The 14,616-nt window shown below is 62.0% G+C and carries 18 protein-coding genes; 10 read left to right on the top strand and 8 right to left on the bottom strand.

The window, feature by feature from the left end:
• The first annotated feature begins 20 nt into the window (after window positions 1–20).
• From AOZ53_RS26805 to ycaC, 3 genes are all read left to right on the top strand, one after another.
• On the top strand, window positions 21–956 hold the full coding sequence (locus AOZ53_RS26805) for an AraC family transcriptional regulator (RefSeq protein WP_054428348.1): 936 nt from the start codon (window positions 21–23) through the stop codon (window positions 954–956).
• Between the two features lie 99 nt (window positions 957–1,055).
• The gene (locus AOZ53_RS26800; RefSeq protein ID WP_054490126.1) at window positions 1,056–2,027 is read left to right on the top strand and encodes a LysR substrate-binding domain-containing protein; all 972 of its coding nucleotides are present in this window, start codon (window positions 1,056–1,058) and stop codon (window positions 2,025–2,027) included.
• A 119-nt stretch (window positions 2,028–2,146) separates the two neighbouring features.
• A complete protein-coding gene (gene ycaC / locus AOZ53_RS26795; protein ID WP_054490109.1) occupies window positions 2,147–2,770 on the top strand; it encodes an isochorismate family cysteine hydrolase YcaC in 624 nt (207 codons plus the stop codon).
• Between the two features lie 16 nt (window positions 2,771–2,786).
• Here ycaC and AOZ53_RS26790 read toward each other — a convergent pair whose 3' ends face one another.
• Window positions 2,787–3,932 (bottom strand): sterol desaturase family protein, encoded by a 1,146-nt coding sequence (locus AOZ53_RS26790; RefSeq protein WP_054428351.1) that lies wholly within the window; start codon window positions 3,930–3,932, stop codon window positions 2,787–2,789.
• Between the two features lie 256 nt (window positions 3,933–4,188).
• Between AOZ53_RS26790 and AOZ53_RS26785 the strand changes: the two genes are divergently transcribed.
• From AOZ53_RS26785 to AOZ53_RS26775, 3 genes are all read left to right on the top strand, one after another.
• Entirely contained in the window at window positions 4,189–4,413 is a 225-nt protein-coding gene (locus AOZ53_RS26785) for a YdcH family protein (protein WP_054428352.1), read from the top strand.
• Window positions 4,414–4,704: 291 nt separating this feature from the next.
• Window positions 4,705–4,956 (top strand): hypothetical protein, encoded by a 252-nt coding sequence (locus tag AOZ53_RS26780; protein WP_054428354.1) that lies wholly within the window; start codon window positions 4,705–4,707, stop codon window positions 4,954–4,956.
• Window positions 4,957–5,077: 121 nt separating this feature from the next.
• The gene (locus AOZ53_RS26775) at window positions 5,078–5,680 is read left to right on the top strand and encodes a LysE/ArgO family amino acid transporter (RefSeq protein ID WP_054428356.1); all 603 of its coding nucleotides are present in this window, start codon (window positions 5,078–5,080) and stop codon (window positions 5,678–5,680) included.
• Here the strand turns inward: AOZ53_RS26775 and AOZ53_RS26770 are convergent.
• Window positions 5,661–6,137: a carboxymuconolactone decarboxylase family protein gene (locus AOZ53_RS26770; protein ID WP_054428358.1), complete on the bottom strand. Its 477-nt coding sequence runs from the start codon at window positions 6,135–6,137 to the stop codon at window positions 5,661–5,663. The genes AOZ53_RS26775 and AOZ53_RS26770 overlap by 20 nt on opposite strands.
• A gap of 204 nt (window positions 6,138–6,341) precedes the next feature.
• On the opposite strand from AOZ53_RS26770, the gene AOZ53_RS26765 reads away from it, so the two are divergent.
• Window positions 6,342–6,863: a hypothetical protein gene (locus AOZ53_RS26765; protein ID WP_054478493.1), complete on the top strand. Its 522-nt coding sequence runs from the start codon at window positions 6,342–6,344 to the stop codon at window positions 6,861–6,863.
• Here the strand turns inward: AOZ53_RS26765 and AOZ53_RS26760 are convergent.
• The gene (locus AOZ53_RS26760) at window positions 6,826–7,362 is read right to left on the bottom strand and encodes a hypothetical protein (protein WP_054478491.1); all 537 of its coding nucleotides are present in this window, start codon (window positions 7,360–7,362) and stop codon (window positions 6,826–6,828) included. The genes AOZ53_RS26765 and AOZ53_RS26760 overlap by 38 nt on opposite strands.
• Window positions 7,363–7,704: 342 nt before the next feature.
• Between AOZ53_RS26760 and AOZ53_RS26755 the strand changes: the two genes are divergently transcribed.
• Window positions 7,705–9,117 carry a tyrosine-type recombinase/integrase gene (locus tag AOZ53_RS26755; protein WP_082385785.1) on the top strand — a complete coding sequence of 471 codons (1,413 nt, stop codon included), beginning with the start codon at window positions 7,705–7,707 and terminating at the stop codon, window positions 9,115–9,117.
• Between the two features lie 29 nt (window positions 9,118–9,146).
• On the opposite strand, the gene AOZ53_RS34485 is transcribed toward AOZ53_RS26755, so the two are convergent.
• On the bottom strand, window positions 9,147–9,929 hold the full coding sequence (locus AOZ53_RS34485) for a hypothetical protein (protein ID WP_156333542.1): 783 nt from the start codon (window positions 9,927–9,929) through the stop codon (window positions 9,147–9,149).
• 373 nt (window positions 9,930–10,302) lie between these two features.
• The gene (locus tag AOZ53_RS34480; RefSeq protein WP_156333541.1) at window positions 10,303–11,424 is read right to left on the bottom strand and encodes a hypothetical protein; all 1,122 of its coding nucleotides are present in this window, start codon (window positions 11,422–11,424) and stop codon (window positions 10,303–10,305) included.
• 1,042 nt (window positions 11,425–12,466) lie between these two features.
• Here AOZ53_RS34480 and AOZ53_RS33845 point away from each other — a divergent pair.
• Both AOZ53_RS33845 and AOZ53_RS26740 read left to right on the top strand, forming a co-directional pair.
• The gene (locus AOZ53_RS33845) at window positions 12,467–12,811 is read left to right on the top strand and encodes an H-NS histone family protein (protein WP_197286531.1); all 345 of its coding nucleotides are present in this window, start codon (window positions 12,467–12,469) and stop codon (window positions 12,809–12,811) included.
• A 130-nt stretch (window positions 12,812–12,941) separates the two neighbouring features.
• Entirely contained in the window at window positions 12,942–13,175 is a 234-nt protein-coding gene (locus AOZ53_RS26740; RefSeq protein ID WP_054490102.1) for a CrpP-related protein, read from the top strand.
• 147 nt (window positions 13,176–13,322) lie between these two features.
• Here the strand turns inward: AOZ53_RS26740 and AOZ53_RS26735 are convergent, their stop codons facing one another.
• Genes AOZ53_RS26735 through AOZ53_RS26725 form a run of 3 tightly spaced genes read right to left on the bottom strand, consistent with a single transcriptional unit; the run spans window position 13,323 to window position 14,567 of the window.
• Window positions 13,323–13,589 carry a hypothetical protein gene (locus tag AOZ53_RS26735; RefSeq protein ID WP_054490100.1) on the bottom strand — a complete coding sequence of 89 codons (267 nt, stop codon included), beginning with the start codon at window positions 13,587–13,589 and terminating at the stop codon, window positions 13,323–13,325.
• Complete coding sequence (locus tag AOZ53_RS26730) at window positions 13,573–14,121, bottom strand: hypothetical protein (protein ID WP_054490098.1); 549 nt, start codon at window positions 14,119–14,121, stop codon at window positions 13,573–13,575. The genes AOZ53_RS26735 and AOZ53_RS26730 overlap by 17 nt, the downstream gene beginning before the upstream one ends.
• 2 nt (window positions 14,122–14,123) lie before the next feature.
• Window positions 14,124–14,567: a hypothetical protein gene (locus tag AOZ53_RS26725; protein ID WP_054490096.1), complete on the bottom strand. Its 444-nt coding sequence runs from the start codon at window positions 14,565–14,567 to the stop codon at window positions 14,124–14,126.
• Window positions 14,568–14,616: the final 49 nt, after the last annotated feature.

Genomic DNA, 14,616 nt, shown 5'->3' with positions numbered 1-14,616 from the left:
GCCTTGCCCGGAGCCCGCCCATGCCTCCCGCCGACCACACCCCCAATCCCGTCTTCGAGCCCGCCCGGCACGAATTGCTGTGCCTGCTGGAACGCATGACCGGCACGCTGGAAGGTTCCCTCGACACGCCCATCGAGGGCCTCTTCCTGCACCGCCTGTCACAGCCGACCGGCCCCAAGCCCGGCCTGCAGAAGGCCGCGCTGGCGGTCATCGCCCAAGGCTCCAAACGGATCCTGATCGGCGAGGAGACCTACGAGTACGACCCGTTCCACTACCTGATTTCGTCGGTCGACCTGCCGGTGGTGGCCAAGGTGTCCGTGGCCAGCCCGACCCTGCCCTACCTGGGGCTGCGGCTGGACCTGAATCCCGAAGAGATCACCGAGCTGATCAGCGACGAGAACCTGCCGCCGCTGGTGCCGGCCGAATCTTCGCGCGCGCTGTGCATCAACCCGCTCGGCGGCACGCTGCTGGACGTGATGCTGCGCATGCTGCGGCTGCTGGACACGCCGCGCGACATCCCGATCCTGGCGCCGATGATCAAGCGCGAGCTGCTGTACCGCCTGCTGATGAACGGCCAGGGCGTGGTGCTGCGCCAGACGGTGCTGCAGGACAGCCAGCTCAACCGCGTCGCCAAGGCCATCCGCATCCTGCGCGACAACTACGCCCTGCCGCTACGGGTCGAGGAAATCGCCCGCGACGTCCACATGAGCGTGTCGTCGCTGCACCATCATTTCAAGCAAGCCACGGCCATGAGTCCGCTGCAGTACCAGAAGCACCTGCGGTTGCAGGAGGCGCGCCGGCTGATGCTGACGGACGACGCCGGCGTGGCGCTGGCCGCCCACGCCGTGGGCTACGAGAGCTCGTCGCAGTTCAGCCGCGAATACAGCCGCCTGTTCGGCACCCCGCCCCTGCGCGACAAGCAACGCTGGAAGGACGAGGCGCTGGCGGCTGCCTGATCCTCCGGCGCACGGCCGCCGCCATCTCGCGGCGATGGCCGGCTCGGCCGCAATCGGCGATATGCTTGGGGATTGCCCATCGCGGAGGCCGGCGCGCCCATGCAAGACCTGAACGATCTCTACTACTTCGTCCAAGTCGTGCGCAACGGCGGCTTCGCGCCGGCCGGACGCGCCCTGGACATCCCCAAGTCCCGCCTCAGCCGGCGCATCGCGCTCCTGGAAGAGCGGCTCGGCGTGCGGCTGATCCAGCGTTCGACGCGCACCTTCGCCGTCACCGAACTGGGCCAGGAGTATTTTGAGCAATGCCTATCCATGCTGGCGGGCGCCGAAGCGGCGCAGGACGTCATCGACCGCACCCACGCCGAGCCGCAAGGCACCATCCGCATGAGCGCGCCGCCCGCGCTGATCTACTACTTCCTGGGCGACGTGGTAGCGCGGTTCATGGAAAAGTGCCCCAAGGTACACGTCTACATGAAGAGCTTCAGCCGCCCCGTGGACGTGCTGCGCGAGGGCTATGACCTGGCGGTCCGGGTGCGCTTCGGCGCCATCGAGAACAGCGACCTGGTGATGAAGCATCTGGGCATCGGCCGCCAATGCCTGGTGGCCAGCCCCGAGCTGGCCCGCAGCCTGCCCGCCGGCGCCGATCCGCAGTTGCTCGGCCAGATGCCGACGCTGGCGCTGGGCGTCGAACAGCGCGAATGCCGCTGGAAACTGGATGGCGTCGATGGCGCGCGCGTCGAGGTGCCGTTCTCGCCCAGGCTGGTGACGGACGACATGCTGGCGCTGAAACAGGCCGCCCTGCGCGGCGTGGGCATCGTGGCGCTGCCGCTCCTGATGATCCACGAGGAGCTGGATGCCGGGCGCCTGGTCAACGTCGGCGGCCCCTGGCAGCCCGAGCAGGGCAACGTGCACGCCGTGTTTCCCTCGCGCCGGGGATTGCTGCCGGCGGTGCGCGAACTGCTGGACTTCATGGCGGACGAATATGACCGGATTGCCGAGCAGGAGGCGTCGACCCAGCAGCGGCACGCGTCACCGCTGTCATGGCTGCCACAGGCATCGTCCGAAAAATAGAACGCTGCGGATCAGTTTGGTGTACTACCGATGTATTCGGCTTGTATTTAGGATGAAGGCTCTCTCGGTTACCCCACCCCGGCGGCCACCGGCCCGCCATCCCCCAACGGAGCAAAGCCATGACCAAACCCTACGTGAAGCTGGACAAGAACGAAGCAGCGGTGCTGCTGGTGGACCACCAGGCCGGCCTGCTGTCCCTGGTGCGCGACTTCCAGCCCGACCAGTTCAAGAACAACGTGCTGGCGCTGGCCGACCTGGCCGCCTATTTCAAGCTGCCCACCATCCTGACCACCAGCTTCGAGGATGGCCCCAACGGCCCGCTGGTGCAGGAACTCAAGGACAAATTCCCCAAAGCGCCGTACATCGCCCGCCCCGGCAACATCAACGCCTGGGACAACGAGGACTTCGTCAAGGCGGTCAAGGCCACCGGCAAGAAGCAACTGATCATCGCCGGCGTGGTGACGGAAGTGTGCGTGGCCTTCCCCGCCCTGTCGGCGCTGGAGGAAGGCTTCGACGTGTTCGTGGTGACCGACGCCTCGGGCACCTTCAACGAAGTGACCCGCAACGCCGCCTGGAGCCGCATGCAACAGGCCGGCGCGCAACTGATGTCGTGGTTCGGCGTTGCCTGCGAACTGCATCGCGACTGGCGCAATGACATCGAGGGCCTGGGCACGCTGTTCGCCAACCACATTCCCGACTACCGCAACCTGATGGCCTCCTACTCGGCCACCAAGGGCAAGTAAACCGCGACGCGCGGGCCTACTTCTTGCGGAAGGGGTAGGCCTGCTGCGCCAGGAACGTGCCCGGCATGTCGTTGTCGAGGATGCCGTAGTTCTCCGGCAGGCGCTTGCCCGTGCCGCGCACCGCGGTGCCGAACAGGTAGTCGATGAACGACAGGTGGGCCGCGTAGTTGCGGTCGATCGCCTCGGTGTCCGACGAGTGGTGCCAGTGGTGGAAGTCCGGCGTCACGATGATGTAGCGCAGCCAGCCCCACGGCAGCTTGACGTTCGAGTGGATCAGCACGGCCTGGAAGCCGACGATGATGATGTAGGCGTCCAGCACCGGCTTGGAGAAGCCCAGCGCGAACAGCACGCCCAGCACCGCCACGCGCGTGATCAGCAGCTCGACGATGTGCAGGCGCGAGCCGGCGAGCCAGTCGAGCGTGCGGGTGCTGTGGTGCACCGCGTGGATGCGCCACAGGAACGGCACCTCGTGATACGCGCGATGCGCGGCGTACTGCACCAGGTCGGCCACCAGCACCGCCACGAACAGCTCGGCCAGATACGGCAGCGACTGGATCGCCTGCTGCAGCGGTTCGTACGCCGCCCACGAGAACAGCCGGTGCACGAAGAAGTTGATGCACAGCAGCACCGCTCCCACCGAGAGGTGGTTGAACAGGAAGTGCTTCATGTCCACCTGCCACTCGCCGCGGAACACCGGTTGCCCCGGATAAAGCGGGAACAGCTTTTCGAAGATGATGAACACGGTGCTGGAGGCCAGCAGGTCGAGGATGAACCAGTCCAGGCCCAGGTAGGGATGGTGGCCGGTGTTGGACGTGGTCACCACCACCTGGCTGCCGCCGGCGGCGACCGCGCCGCACACCAGCACGAACGCGGCGATGTTGAGCCAGCGCTGGCGGCCGAACACGATGTTGGTCAGGGCGATGGTGCCGGACGCCAGCAACGCCGCGAACAACAGCGTGCGCATCGCGTCGACGGTATAGAAGGTGCGCAGTTCGGGCGTCGTCAGATACGCCGGAAAATGGAATGCCAAGACGCCCAGGACCGACAGGATCGCCAGGAACAGCGCGATCACGCCAGTGATCATCCCGGTGCCCGGGTGGATGCGGCCGTCCTGCTTGAACAAGTCCAGGACCCGGCGATGGATGGACGCGCGCTGATTCATTTCACTTTTATGGCAGACCACGGGGAAGCGAGTGTATCCCCCGCCTCCAAAAGCCATGTAAAGAAACGTGAGGAGATAAGACCAACCGATCTTCGCCCGCCCCCCCTTGCGCCGTGTCAATTCTCGCGCACCGCCGCGGCCGCGTCGGGTTGACTTTGAAGGGCCATTGCGCTGTCATGGAACCGACAGCTCATTTACGGGCCGGCCCGCCGGCCCCGCGCAGCCCCCCTTCAACCGGATCACGCAAGAGGCCGTCATGTTCCCTGAGTATCGCCAACTGATTACCCGCCTGAAAGCCGAAAACGGACATTTCTCCGCCCTGTTCCAACGCCACAACGACCTGGACCAGGAAATCAAGAACATGGAGGCGGGCATCGTGCCGGCCTCGGACACCAACGTCGAAGTCCTGAAAAAGGAAAAGCTGCTGCTCAAGGACAAGCTCTACAGCCTGCTGCGCGCGGCGGATCAGAACGCCGGCTAGCCTGGCTTCACGGATTCCCCTGCGACAAGGCGCCCATCCACGGGCGCCTTTTTGTTGCCCGCCTCCCACGCAGCGCTCATCGCTCGGTCCGAGTTTCGGCCACCACGCCGCTCCGCGGGTGAATGAGTCCGGCAACAGGATCCGCGTTTCCCCGGTCGGCTTGGGCCGCCATGCGATCCCGGCCCCGCCGCCCTCGCGCACTGCCCGTTCCGGCGCACTTGCTGACATTAAGCTGAATAAATAAAATCGCCGCATACGGTCGCCCGTCGGCCGCGTGAACAGGATGCCAAGGTGCAAGACAGAGATTTCAAGGCAGGCGAGGCCGTATCGCCAGTGACCGGCTGGGCCATGATGCCGCTGGTGGAACACGATTCACTGTTGCTGCGATTGGACTTCCTGACCGACCCATCGCCCGCGGCCGCCACGCGCAGCGAACGAGGCCGCGTCTATGCCGTGACTTCCGAGCAACTGCAACTGTTGCTCGATTCATTACAGGCCCAGCTCGCCAAGCTGCAGCCCGGCCAGGGCGGCCCGCGCCATTGAGCCGGGGCGGCGCCATGACGCCGCCACCCAATCTTCAGGATTGCTAAAGATAGATTAGGATCTTTAGATTCTCTAATTACACTGCAACCGCTAGTCTGTCGCCCTTGATTCAGGGTACGACATGACCAGCGCCTTTTTCCCCGGTTTTTTCCTCAGCCTCAGCCTGATCCTCGCGATCGGCGCGCAGAATGCCTTCGTCCTGCGGCAAGGCCTGCGCCAGGAACACGTCTTCGCCGTCTGCCTGGTCTGCGCCGTGTCGGACGCCGTGCTGATCGCCGCGGGCGTGGCCGGCTTCGGCCTGGCGTCGAACGCCCTGCCCTGGCTGGAGCCGGTGCTGCGCTACGGCGGCGCGCTGTTCCTGCTGACCTACGCGGCGCGCAGCTTCCGCTCGGCGCTGCGCAACCACGGCAGCCTGACGCCATCGTCGCGCCAGGCCGCCGGGCTGGGCGCCACGCTGGCGACCTGCCTGGCCTTCACCTGGCTCAACCCGCACGTCTACCTGGATACCGTGGTCCTGCTGGGCTCGATCTCCAGCCAGTACGAGGGCCGCAAGGTGGCCTTCGCGCTGGGGGCCATGACGGCCTCGTTCGCCTTTTTCTTCACGCTGGGCTTCGGCGCCCGCCTGCTTCGGCCGGTGTTCGCCAGCCAGACCGCCTGGCGGATACTGGATGCCCTGGTCGGCCTGGCCATGCTGGCGATCGCGGTCAAGCTGCTGTGGCCGTGACGGCGGCCTTGCGGGCGGCGGCCGGCGTATTGCGGAACGTGACGCCCAGGCGGTTGAACGCATTCATCAGCCCGATGGCATAGGTCAGGTCCGCCAGTTCCTTGTCGCTGAATTCGGCCGCCGCGGCCGCGTAGTCGGCATCCGGCACGCCGGTTTCGGCCACCCGCGTCACGCATTCGGCCCAGGCCAGCGCGGCCTGTTCGCGGGCGCTGAACACCGCGCCGCCTTCGCGCCACACCGGCACCAGCACCAGCTTGTCCACCGTCACGCCCTGCTTGAGCAGGTCGCGGCTGTGCATGTCGATGCAGTAGGCGCAGCCGTTGATCTGCGAGACGCGCAGGTACACGAGGTTGACCAGCGCCTCCGGCAGGCCGCATTGGCGCAGATAGGCGTGAACGGCGCCGAAGGCCTTGTAGCCCTCCGGGGCGGCTTGGGCATAGTCGAGGCGATGACTCATGATGAAAGTCCTGATAACTGTGTGTCGAAGGCTCCATGCTGCGCCCGCGCCGCGTTTTGCGGTAGATCCAAGAACCGGGTTCCGGCGTGGGCCATGTCGCCGCGGAGCGGCGCCAGCCCCGGCGGCGCCTGGAGTATCCTGCGCGACAGCACAGCACGCCGCCACGCGGCGCCAACGGTTCGACCGGACACAAGGAACCCCCGCATGAAACGCCTCCTGCCCCTGGTGTTTTCCCTTCTCGCCTGGCCCGCCCACGCCGCCTGCCCGGCGCCGGCGGAGTGGGCACGCACGTTCCAGCAGGCGCACGCCGACTTCCACGTCGCGCCGGACCGCGACGAACCCTCGCTGTTCACCCCGGCCTTCGACGCGGCCTTGCGCCGCGAATGGAACTACGCCCAGGGCGAGGTCGGCCATCTCGACTACGATCCCTGGCTCGGCGCGCAGGATGGCGAGATCGGAGGCAAACCGGTGTTCGAGACCGAATCAGAAACCCGCGGCACCGCGATCGTGGCGATGCGCTACCCCTTCGTGCTGGAACCCGGCGGCCCGCGCACCCCGCAGGTCGTGCACCTGGTGCTCAAGCGCGAGGCGTCGCAATGCTGGCGCCTGGACGACTTCATCACCCCGCTGGGCGATTCGCTGCAACGGTTGTATGCGGCGCGCGAGGACACGCCCCAGGAACACAAGCCTACGAGTCCGCCTGCTGCCGATACGCACGCTCGTTAGCCTCATCCTTGTCGATGACCCAGACCATGAACATGCAGGCAAGGAGCAGGCCGAAGCCGATCCAGACCATGGCGGCGGGCGCGGCCTCCCGCCCCTGACGGATATCCGCGACGACTTTATCCGGCGACACCAGCAGCCGTCCGTCGTGTTCCATCAACAGGACGCGCCGGTTGCTGAAGAACGGATAGACCGACTGCTTGAACCAGACGATCTTCAGCTTTTCCCCCTCCATCGCCTCACGCACCTGCGCGACCTTACCGACGAAGCAATTGGGGCTTGCGTAAGCCGGCCCCGCACAGACATATTCCTGCCCGTCCACCACCAGCAACGCCGCGCGTGATTTGCCGACGGACTTGAACGTCGCGAGCCCTTCCGTGATACGTATCTCGGACTGTTCGGGAAAGCGCAGCTTCATATCGTAGATGCGCGGCAGGATCAGCCCCGCGAAGAAGACCAGGCAGAGGACGGCCACCCAGGTTGTCCGAGGATGGGCCTGCATGTGCCGCCATATCGTCCGTATTTTCATGCGACGGCAATATAGGCATGCGGGATGACGGGCCGATGACGCCTGCCGCGCGCCCAAATGCGCAAGGCCTTGCAGACGGATGCCTGCAAGGCCTTGATTGGATTGGTCGGGGCGGCGGGATTCGAACTCGCGACCCTCTGCTCCCAAATTAATTAATCACGAACGACAGCGGACAACCGCGGACACATAAGACCTTGAATTTAAATAATTTCTCAGAATCGTCTTGTTCGCTACCGTTCGCTACTGTACGCTACCAGCCGGCGAAAAGTTGCCCCATGAGTTGCCCCATGAAAACCGACTTGCGACCCTCTGCTGATGAACAGATATCCGAAACGAGGTAAAGGCTTCCGCTGGACCGTCAAGGAGCTAGAAGCCATCCCGCTTTCCTGGAAAGGTGACACGCTGGCCGACGGCGACGGCCTGCAGGGAGAAGTTCGACTACATGGAGCAAACGTCTCGGTCACTTGGAGGTATGCCTATAAGAGGGAGGGCAAGACGAAGCGCCACTACTGCGGCACATGGCCAAGCGTGGCCCTGGATCAGGTCCGTGGGAATCGCGATCAGGCGCGCGAATGGGTCAAGATCGGAGTGAATCCAAGTGATCAAAAGCGGGTAATTCGGATCGAGGCACAGCGTCAGATTGAAGCGACCCTTGCCGACGAAGATCGACGCCAAGCTGATGACCTGACTGTGAGAGACCTCTATGACGCGTGGATCACCGACGGCGTGCGGCGCTCGGACGACAACGCCGAGCTCAAGCGTGTTTTTCAAAAAGACGTGCTGCCACAGATCGGAACCACAGCACTGCGGAACCTGGATGAGCACGGCATCAGAGCGCTCTTGAGGCTGATTGTGGCGCGAGGTGCGAATAGGCTTGCCGTTGTGGTCTTTACCGCCATACGACAAATGCTAGTCTGGGGCGAAAAAAGGAAGCCCTGGCGAGCCCTACTTATAGAGGGCAATCCTACTGAGCTCATCGAGATCCCCAAGATAGTAGAGAAGGACTACGACTTGGCGAACATACGAGACCGTGTGCTAAGCCTGGACGAGATCCGAGAATTGCAGGCAATCTTCGAGCGGATGGAGAGTGAGTATGCCGCCGCCGAGGATAGGCGGCGCGCCATACGTCCTATCGCACTCGCAACCCAGGTGGCGATATGGATCTGCCTGTCCACACTTTCCCGCATCGGTGAAACGCTCAAAGCCCGCTGGGAACATGTCGACCTAGCGGCAGGCACTTGGTACATCCCCAAAGAAAACGTCAAGAAGACAAAGGCCGGCCAACGCGCGCTCACAGTGTTTCTGTCGCCCTTCGCGAAAATGCAATTTGAGCGATTGCATGAAAAGACCGGAAAAGGAATTTGGTGTTTCCCGGCCAAGCAAGCAGAGGGGCACGTATCAGAATCGAATGTGGGAAAGCAGATAGGCGACCGTCAGGTAATGTTCATGAACCGCAAAGCCCTGAAGGGGCGGCGTAACGACAATACTCTTGTTCTCGCGAGCGGACGAAACGGAAACTGGACTGCGCACGATTTGCGTCGGACAGGAGCCACCCTAATGGAGACCCTCGGAATTGAAGACAAGGTTATCGACCTTTGCCAAAACCATGTCATTCACACGGGCAGCGCCAAGATTCGGCGGCACTATCTGCACAGCGATCACTCAAGCCAAATGCGCGAAGCTTGGAAGGCGCTCGGGGCAGCTTTGGAGACGGCGCTTTTTCGCTGAACCCGCTCAGCAACCGCCGGCCAAAACTCTCAGCTGCGAAGGCGTTGAGTAGTGGGATCAAGCTCGCTCAAAGCTTCTTCCGCCCGAGAGAGCCATTCTCTCAACTCGCCTGAAGCCGAATCCCCCGATGCCTCACGAAGATGTCTCAAATAGCACGCCACTGATTGCGACTTCCGCCAAGCGTCTGCTTCTGCGCATAGGTCCCGCAAGAAGCTTTCCCTCTCCTGCTTTTCCCGCTGCAACTGCGCCTCGACGAGTTGCTGTGCCTTCCGCTCCTCCTCCAAGTGCTGTTGCCTTTCAATCCGTCGGGCCTGCGCCTCCTCGCGTAATTTTGCTTGGATCGCCTCGCGATTAAGATGTTCAACATAGGCAGCTTCGGCCTTAGCGAGTCTGCCAAAGAGATCGTTTAGCTGCTCTTCCAGCGGGCCGTCTTCATCGGACTGGAACTTCTCGGGGCGTGTCGATATCCTGAAATGAATCCGCAATTTCCCTGTCGGATGCGGCTCTTTCCGTATACCGCCCAGGTGTGCATAGAAGATGCTTTTATCCTTCACCTCCTTGACTGTTGCATGCTCTGTCAAGCGCAGGAGCGTATCGACACCTCGCCGCCTTAACGTTAAAGCTCCTGCATCGGCGTCCGGCACCAAGACCGTATACCCGCGGCGGGAAGCCGCTTGCGCGACTGCGTTCAAGATAGCTATCGCTCGGTCTATCTGTTTTTCGGTTACCCGTGCCACACATCGTTCGTTCTTCAAAAACAGGTAGCCGCCGTTTTCTTCAAATTTTGACCACACTAGTCGGGAGTTCAACACGGACCAATTTGGCTCCCAAGGCCTATTCTTAGATCTTTGCAGAGCCGCCTCGTGATCTTTACGGGCTTTCTGCCACTCCTTAACTCTTCGAGCGAGTCGCTGCTGCACGGGCAATAGTGCTTTGTGCATAGGACGATCGCGGACTTCCACGCGGTTGTCGGGATCCTTCTCGAAATCTAGGTCCGTTTTTAGAACAGCTTTGGTCTCGGACCTCATAGCAAGAGACGGTGCAGCTTCATCCCTAGTAGTCACCGGCTCGGAAACGGGCTTTCCTGCCAAAGCAGGAAGCTTCGGCCGCTCACGCGCCTTTCCAGCGGCCAGCTTTGCCCAATACCCTCTTTCTGGGACAGGCACGCCCAATCTACGGCAAACTTTACGTAGGCCATTGTCTGAGAGGCCATACTCTTGGCAGAGCTTCGAAATCGGCACGGTCCATACCTTTTCGTACAGCTCCGCCCTTTGTATCGTTCGACGCACAAGCATTCTCCGTGTCGCCCAAGGGGGGCGTCTCTACCGCATTCCTAAGTTGGTCACGGCGCCTTGAAGTCGGATCTAGCTCGTCAGCTACCAGGCCCGCCCATTTGAGCCATTCTTCCGCAGCACTGCCGATATCGGGAAGCATCGCGCACTTCACTTCCTCCGCATACTGCCGAATCATGTTCGCACGATGCCAATTTTGTGCTTCGTCTTCCAACTTGCGTCGCCTCGCGGCCTCTTCATCCTTCAGCCGCTTCCGCTCTAACTCTGCTTGACGTGCTTCGGCGTCTGCTTCCTTATCACGTCGCCACTTTCGATTTTGGGCGAGATCGAGCACCAGCTCGCGAGGAATCTGATCAAATAGCTCTTCTAGCTGATCTTCAAGAGATGCCCCTTCCTTTTCGACCACCTCGACCTCCCCGCCCGAGCGGTTAAGATAAATCGACATTGAGCCGGTAGTTGATAAGTAGTTTTCGTAAGGATTCCCCGTCGCCGAACCGTCGCCATCGTCCTGGACTCGCGCCAGCTTCTCCATAATCCTCAGGTCAAGCTCAGCCCCTACTGCGCGAATTTTGAAAGTCTTGTCCCACATTTTCCACGGCACCGGCTCATAGCCGCGAAGCGAGGCCATGGAGAACAAGTCATCTGCGAGATTCAGCGCCCTCTCCCAACCGCGCAGCGTGACACGCAATGCTTGCGCCTTGTGCTTCGGGAACAGCAACAGCCCATCGCGTACAGCGGCTTTCCAGGTATGGCCGAGCACAAGGGAGGGACCTTGTGAAATACGCTTTTTCCGCCGATCCTGGTTCAAATGATCCTCTTGAGCCTTGCGCAAATCCTCGGCACGTGACTGAAGATATTCTTTCAGCTCCTTCAGCGCGGCATGGATAACCTTGCGCTCTCCACGGGAATAAGGTGGGATCCGAGTCTCCGCTTCCACCAACTTTGCTAACGTTGCGCGCTCCGACTCCACTAAAGTTTCAACAGACTGCGCCCAGTTGTACGTAGTTGCTCTCATACCAACTCCAGTCTGAATGTCCAACGGCTCTTCTCCAACGGAACAGAGCAATGCGCTGTAGTGTTTTCCATCGCGCGAGGAGCGCCAAAACCTCCCCACTTGTACAGGCCCGCAGTAGCAGCAAACACCCTAATAAGCCTTAGCGGCTCCAGTCAACAATCCGTACCATTTTCCCGAGCGATAGAATCCACGTACAACATCATATCTACTAGTCCCAGCAAGACAGTTCCCTTCCGTCACGACCAAGTCCCGACAGGAGAAGTAATGCACCTTACAAAGGACGTCAAAAGCACGCACGAAGCTAGAGAGATCGCGCGAGTCTGGGCATATCGCCACGATCAAAATGAAGACCGCTGCGAAGCTATTGCGGAATCATGGTTCGACGCTGGCAAGGACCAGGACGCCTGTGCCCGCAGGGATCTGGAGGCTTACTTGGCTCGCCGTCTGCAGTAACTGGCCTATCTTCTGCCCGGGCTCGCCGTGTGCAGCCACTACCAGACCTTGAAAGACGCCGAGCCGCTGCTCAAGAAGTTCGGTGCGCCCAACAAGCCGGCCGGCGGCAAGCACGACCGCTCCCAGGCGTATTCATCCTATGTCCTGGGGACAAGTCATAGGGTTATCCCCTGTACGTGGTAGCAAGGAGCTTTGATAGGCTGACCTCGCGTTACACACGAGAGGGGTCTGCCATGGCAACCCGCGTCAAGCTCCTGTACTTCAAGCCCACAAGCGTTCGCGCACGCCTCTGGCCCGTTGGCATCGCACTGAGATGGACTCTTGGACTGATACCAGCGCCACGGTCCGTCACCATGGGCCATGTCCAATATGGAATGACCAGGCAATCAGAATTCACTTTCTGGGTCTTCGCCCTCCGAGTCGCAATCATAGGTGAAGCGATCATCGTCACTAGGAACGGACAGTGGGATCCAGCGGGCACCGTCGACGGCTGCGGTGTTCATGCCTTTGGTCGAGACTTCGAGCTGCTGCCTACCCCCACAGATGACAATGCCCCGTTGAGCAAGGAAACATCAAGACAATGGTGAAGATGGCTATCGACGAACTCAACCGCCAGATCAACGCTGTGGATGCCCAACTGGACAAGCTTCTAGAGGATAGAAGAGCCGAGGAGATACGGGAAATCGTTCGATCCATGCACTCGTATTCCATTTCTCCTAAAGAAATATCCGCTGCTTTCATCAACAGCCGACCAGAGAAAAAAGAGGCAACCGAGCCTCGCCCCCGACAACGGCCACCTGTACCTCCAAAGTATCGTCACCCAGATACCGGCGAAACTTGGACCGGCCGCGGCCGTGCACCTCGCTGGCTTACTGCCCAGGAGCGCGCTGGCGTGGATCGGAATGACTTCCTGATCTTAAAAGATCTCCAGTAGGCAAGAGCCGCGCGAGCTGCGCAAGGGCATGGCACCGAGATAAACGGGCCAGCGCTGCAACACTATTGCATTTTGTTGCGCTGCGAACGAGAATAATTCCTTCACGATAGACTTTTGGGACGATTGAGCGATGCGACTCGAAGACATCCAAAAGCTGGGAGCGCAAGCTGCGCGAGAAGGATTGACCCTCTTCGATTGCCCCTACTTTCGGGCGAAGGCGTTGCCCGGCTACACGGGCGAATCCATCCAATCGTGGAAACTGAAGGTGGACGCCTGGGAGTTGGGCTGGCAGGTAGAAACCGACAATCGCCTCGCCCGAGCCGACCGCAAGGCCATAGTGCGCGCTAGCAGCGCCTCGCACTGATCAGATTGGAGCCCTGCGTTCTATCGTGACGTGCAAAGCCGTCGCCACATTTCATTGCGTTCAAGCACCTGGCGCCGCACATCTGCCGGCGTTCGATCAACCTCGGCGGCCGAGTCGAAATAGATTGGCCGCGCGTGGTCGCAATACTCAACGCCCACCCGGGCCGGGGCCGCGCACCCAGTCAGACTTGAGCCGATCAGAAACAGCATCATCGCCCATGCGGGCCACATCATCCTGCACATTGCGCACCTCCTGGCGGGCCTTCGCCGCCTGTTCGTTGATTTGCTCGGCGCGCTCCTGGCGCTCCGCCTGTCGCCCGGTGGCGCGGCCCCGGTAAAACACGCCCACCAGCGCGCCCAGGAAGATGCCGGCAAGCAGCATCCAGCCTTGCATGCGCTCAAGCCACGTTCGCATTTCGGCCTCCTATCTCGATGTAGGCCTGCGTGTGGTTGCTGGCCCACTTCTTCCGCAGGGCTGCCCGCACTTCGGGCGTGCCCCGGTTGTAGGCGCCAGGGCGCCAGGTGCGCAGGTACAGCGACCACGCGCCCTCTTCATCGCCAATGCCCGGCAGACGCCCCGGATCGCTCCAAAGCAGCAGGCGAGCCAGGCCGGCCGCCAGCACGTCGTCTTGCTCAATGGCATTCCAGATTGCGGCGTTGTCGGCAGCCACACCTCGAGCGCGGTACAGTTGCGCCGCCAGGTCGCGGGTGGCCGCGTGAGTCCGAACGCCGCTGACCATGCCGCCGCCCTGCTCCGCCTGCCAGAAGCTCTTGGCCGGTCCGGTCGGCCGCGGCGGACTGCCAACGAGCTGCCGCCGGTCGATGAACCGGCTTTCCTGCAGGCCTATAGCCAGTAGCATGACGCGCGCGTCCGGCGTGTCCATACGCGTCGGCAGCAGCGCCAGCGCCGGAGTGATCGCGGTATCGTTGATCGTTTGAAGATTCATGGTCAGCCCTCCCCGCCCGACCGCAGGCCCAGCAGCTTGGCCCGCGCTTCGGCCAACCATTCCAAAAATCCCTTTTGCCGCATGCTCGCCATCCAGCGCATATAGGCGCCCAGCACCCACCAGGCCGGCAGACCGGCAAGCAGCATGCTCGGCCCCAAAACGTAGAACTTCGCCAGCAGCGCGTCGTCGCTGCCGGCACCATGCTGCGCCAGCCACGTCATGGCATCCATCAGGCCCGGCTTCCAGGCGATGACCGCCCCCGCGAGCGCCGGCCCGAACATGAACGAGCAGGCGACCGTGCAGATGGTTCGCACGGTGAATTCACGGGCCGTGCGGGGCGGCATTATCAGCAGCCCGAGCATTGCGGCCACGGCGGCGGGAATGCCGTAAGCCATTGCGACCTTCAAGGCTGCCATGCCCCCCAAACCAGTGGAACTCGGTTCCATTCGAATACTCCCTTGATGGGTTCGCATTGCTGCCTCCCGTTGTGTGGAC

The sequence above is a fragment of the Achromobacter sp. 2789STDY5608621 genome (genome assembly GCF_001299375.1).
GTDB classification, from domain to species: Bacteria; Pseudomonadota; Gammaproteobacteria; order Burkholderiales; family Burkholderiaceae_B; genus Achromobacter; species Achromobacter insuavis.
The sequence above is the reverse complement of the archived record's forward strand: the minus strand, read 5'-3'. Positions and strand labels throughout refer to the sequence as shown.

Excerpts from the sequence above, each read along its gene's own strand:
- AOZ53_RS26805 (WP_054428348.1), top strand. The coding sequence starts at position 21 with ATGCCTCCCGCCGACCACACCCCCAATCCCGTCTTCGAGCCCGCCCGG.
- AOZ53_RS26800 (WP_054490126.1), top strand. The coding sequence starts at position 1,056 with ATGCAAGACCTGAACGATCTCTACTACTTCGTCCAAGTCGTGCGCAAC.
- ycaC (WP_054490109.1), top strand. The coding sequence starts at position 2,147 with ATGACCAAACCCTACGTGAAGCTGGACAAGAACGAAGCAGCGGTGCTG.
- AOZ53_RS26790 (WP_054428351.1), bottom strand. The coding sequence starts at position 3,932 with ATGAATCAGCGCGCGTCCATCCATCGCCGGGTCCTGGACTTGTTCAAG.
- AOZ53_RS26785 (WP_054428352.1), top strand. The coding sequence starts at position 4,189 with ATGTTCCCTGAGTATCGCCAACTGATTACCCGCCTGAAAGCCGAAAAC.
- AOZ53_RS26775 (WP_054428356.1), top strand. The coding sequence starts at position 5,078 with ATGACCAGCGCCTTTTTCCCCGGTTTTTTCCTCAGCCTCAGCCTGATC.
- AOZ53_RS26770 (WP_054428358.1), bottom strand. The coding sequence starts at position 6,137 with ATGAGTCATCGCCTCGACTATGCCCAAGCCGCCCCGGAGGGCTACAAG.
- AOZ53_RS26765 (WP_054478493.1), top strand. The coding sequence starts at position 6,342 with ATGAAACGCCTCCTGCCCCTGGTGTTTTCCCTTCTCGCCTGGCCCGCC.
- AOZ53_RS26760 (WP_054478491.1), bottom strand. The coding sequence starts at position 7,362 with ATGCAGGCCCATCCTCGGACAACCTGGGTGGCCGTCCTCTGCCTGGTC.
- AOZ53_RS26755 (WP_082385785.1), top strand. The coding sequence starts at position 7,705 with ATGAACAGATATCCGAAACGAGGTAAAGGCTTCCGCTGGACCGTCAAG.
- AOZ53_RS34480 (WP_156333541.1), bottom strand. The coding sequence starts at position 11,424 with ATGAGAGCAACTACGTACAACTGGGCGCAGTCTGTTGAAACTTTAGTG.
- AOZ53_RS33845 (WP_197286531.1), top strand. The coding sequence starts at position 12,467 with ATGGCTATCGACGAACTCAACCGCCAGATCAACGCTGTGGATGCCCAA.
- AOZ53_RS26740 (WP_054490102.1), top strand. The coding sequence starts at position 12,942 with ATGCGACTCGAAGACATCCAAAAGCTGGGAGCGCAAGCTGCGCGAGAA.
- AOZ53_RS26735 (WP_054490100.1), bottom strand. The coding sequence starts at position 13,589 with ATGCGAACGTGGCTTGAGCGCATGCAAGGCTGGATGCTGCTTGCCGGC.
- AOZ53_RS26730 (WP_054490098.1), bottom strand. The coding sequence starts at position 14,121 with ATGAATCTTCAAACGATCAACGATACCGCGATCACTCCGGCGCTGGCG.
- AOZ53_RS26725 (WP_054490096.1), bottom strand. The coding sequence starts at position 14,567 with ATGGAACCGAGTTCCACTGGTTTGGGGGGCATGGCAGCCTTGAAGGTC.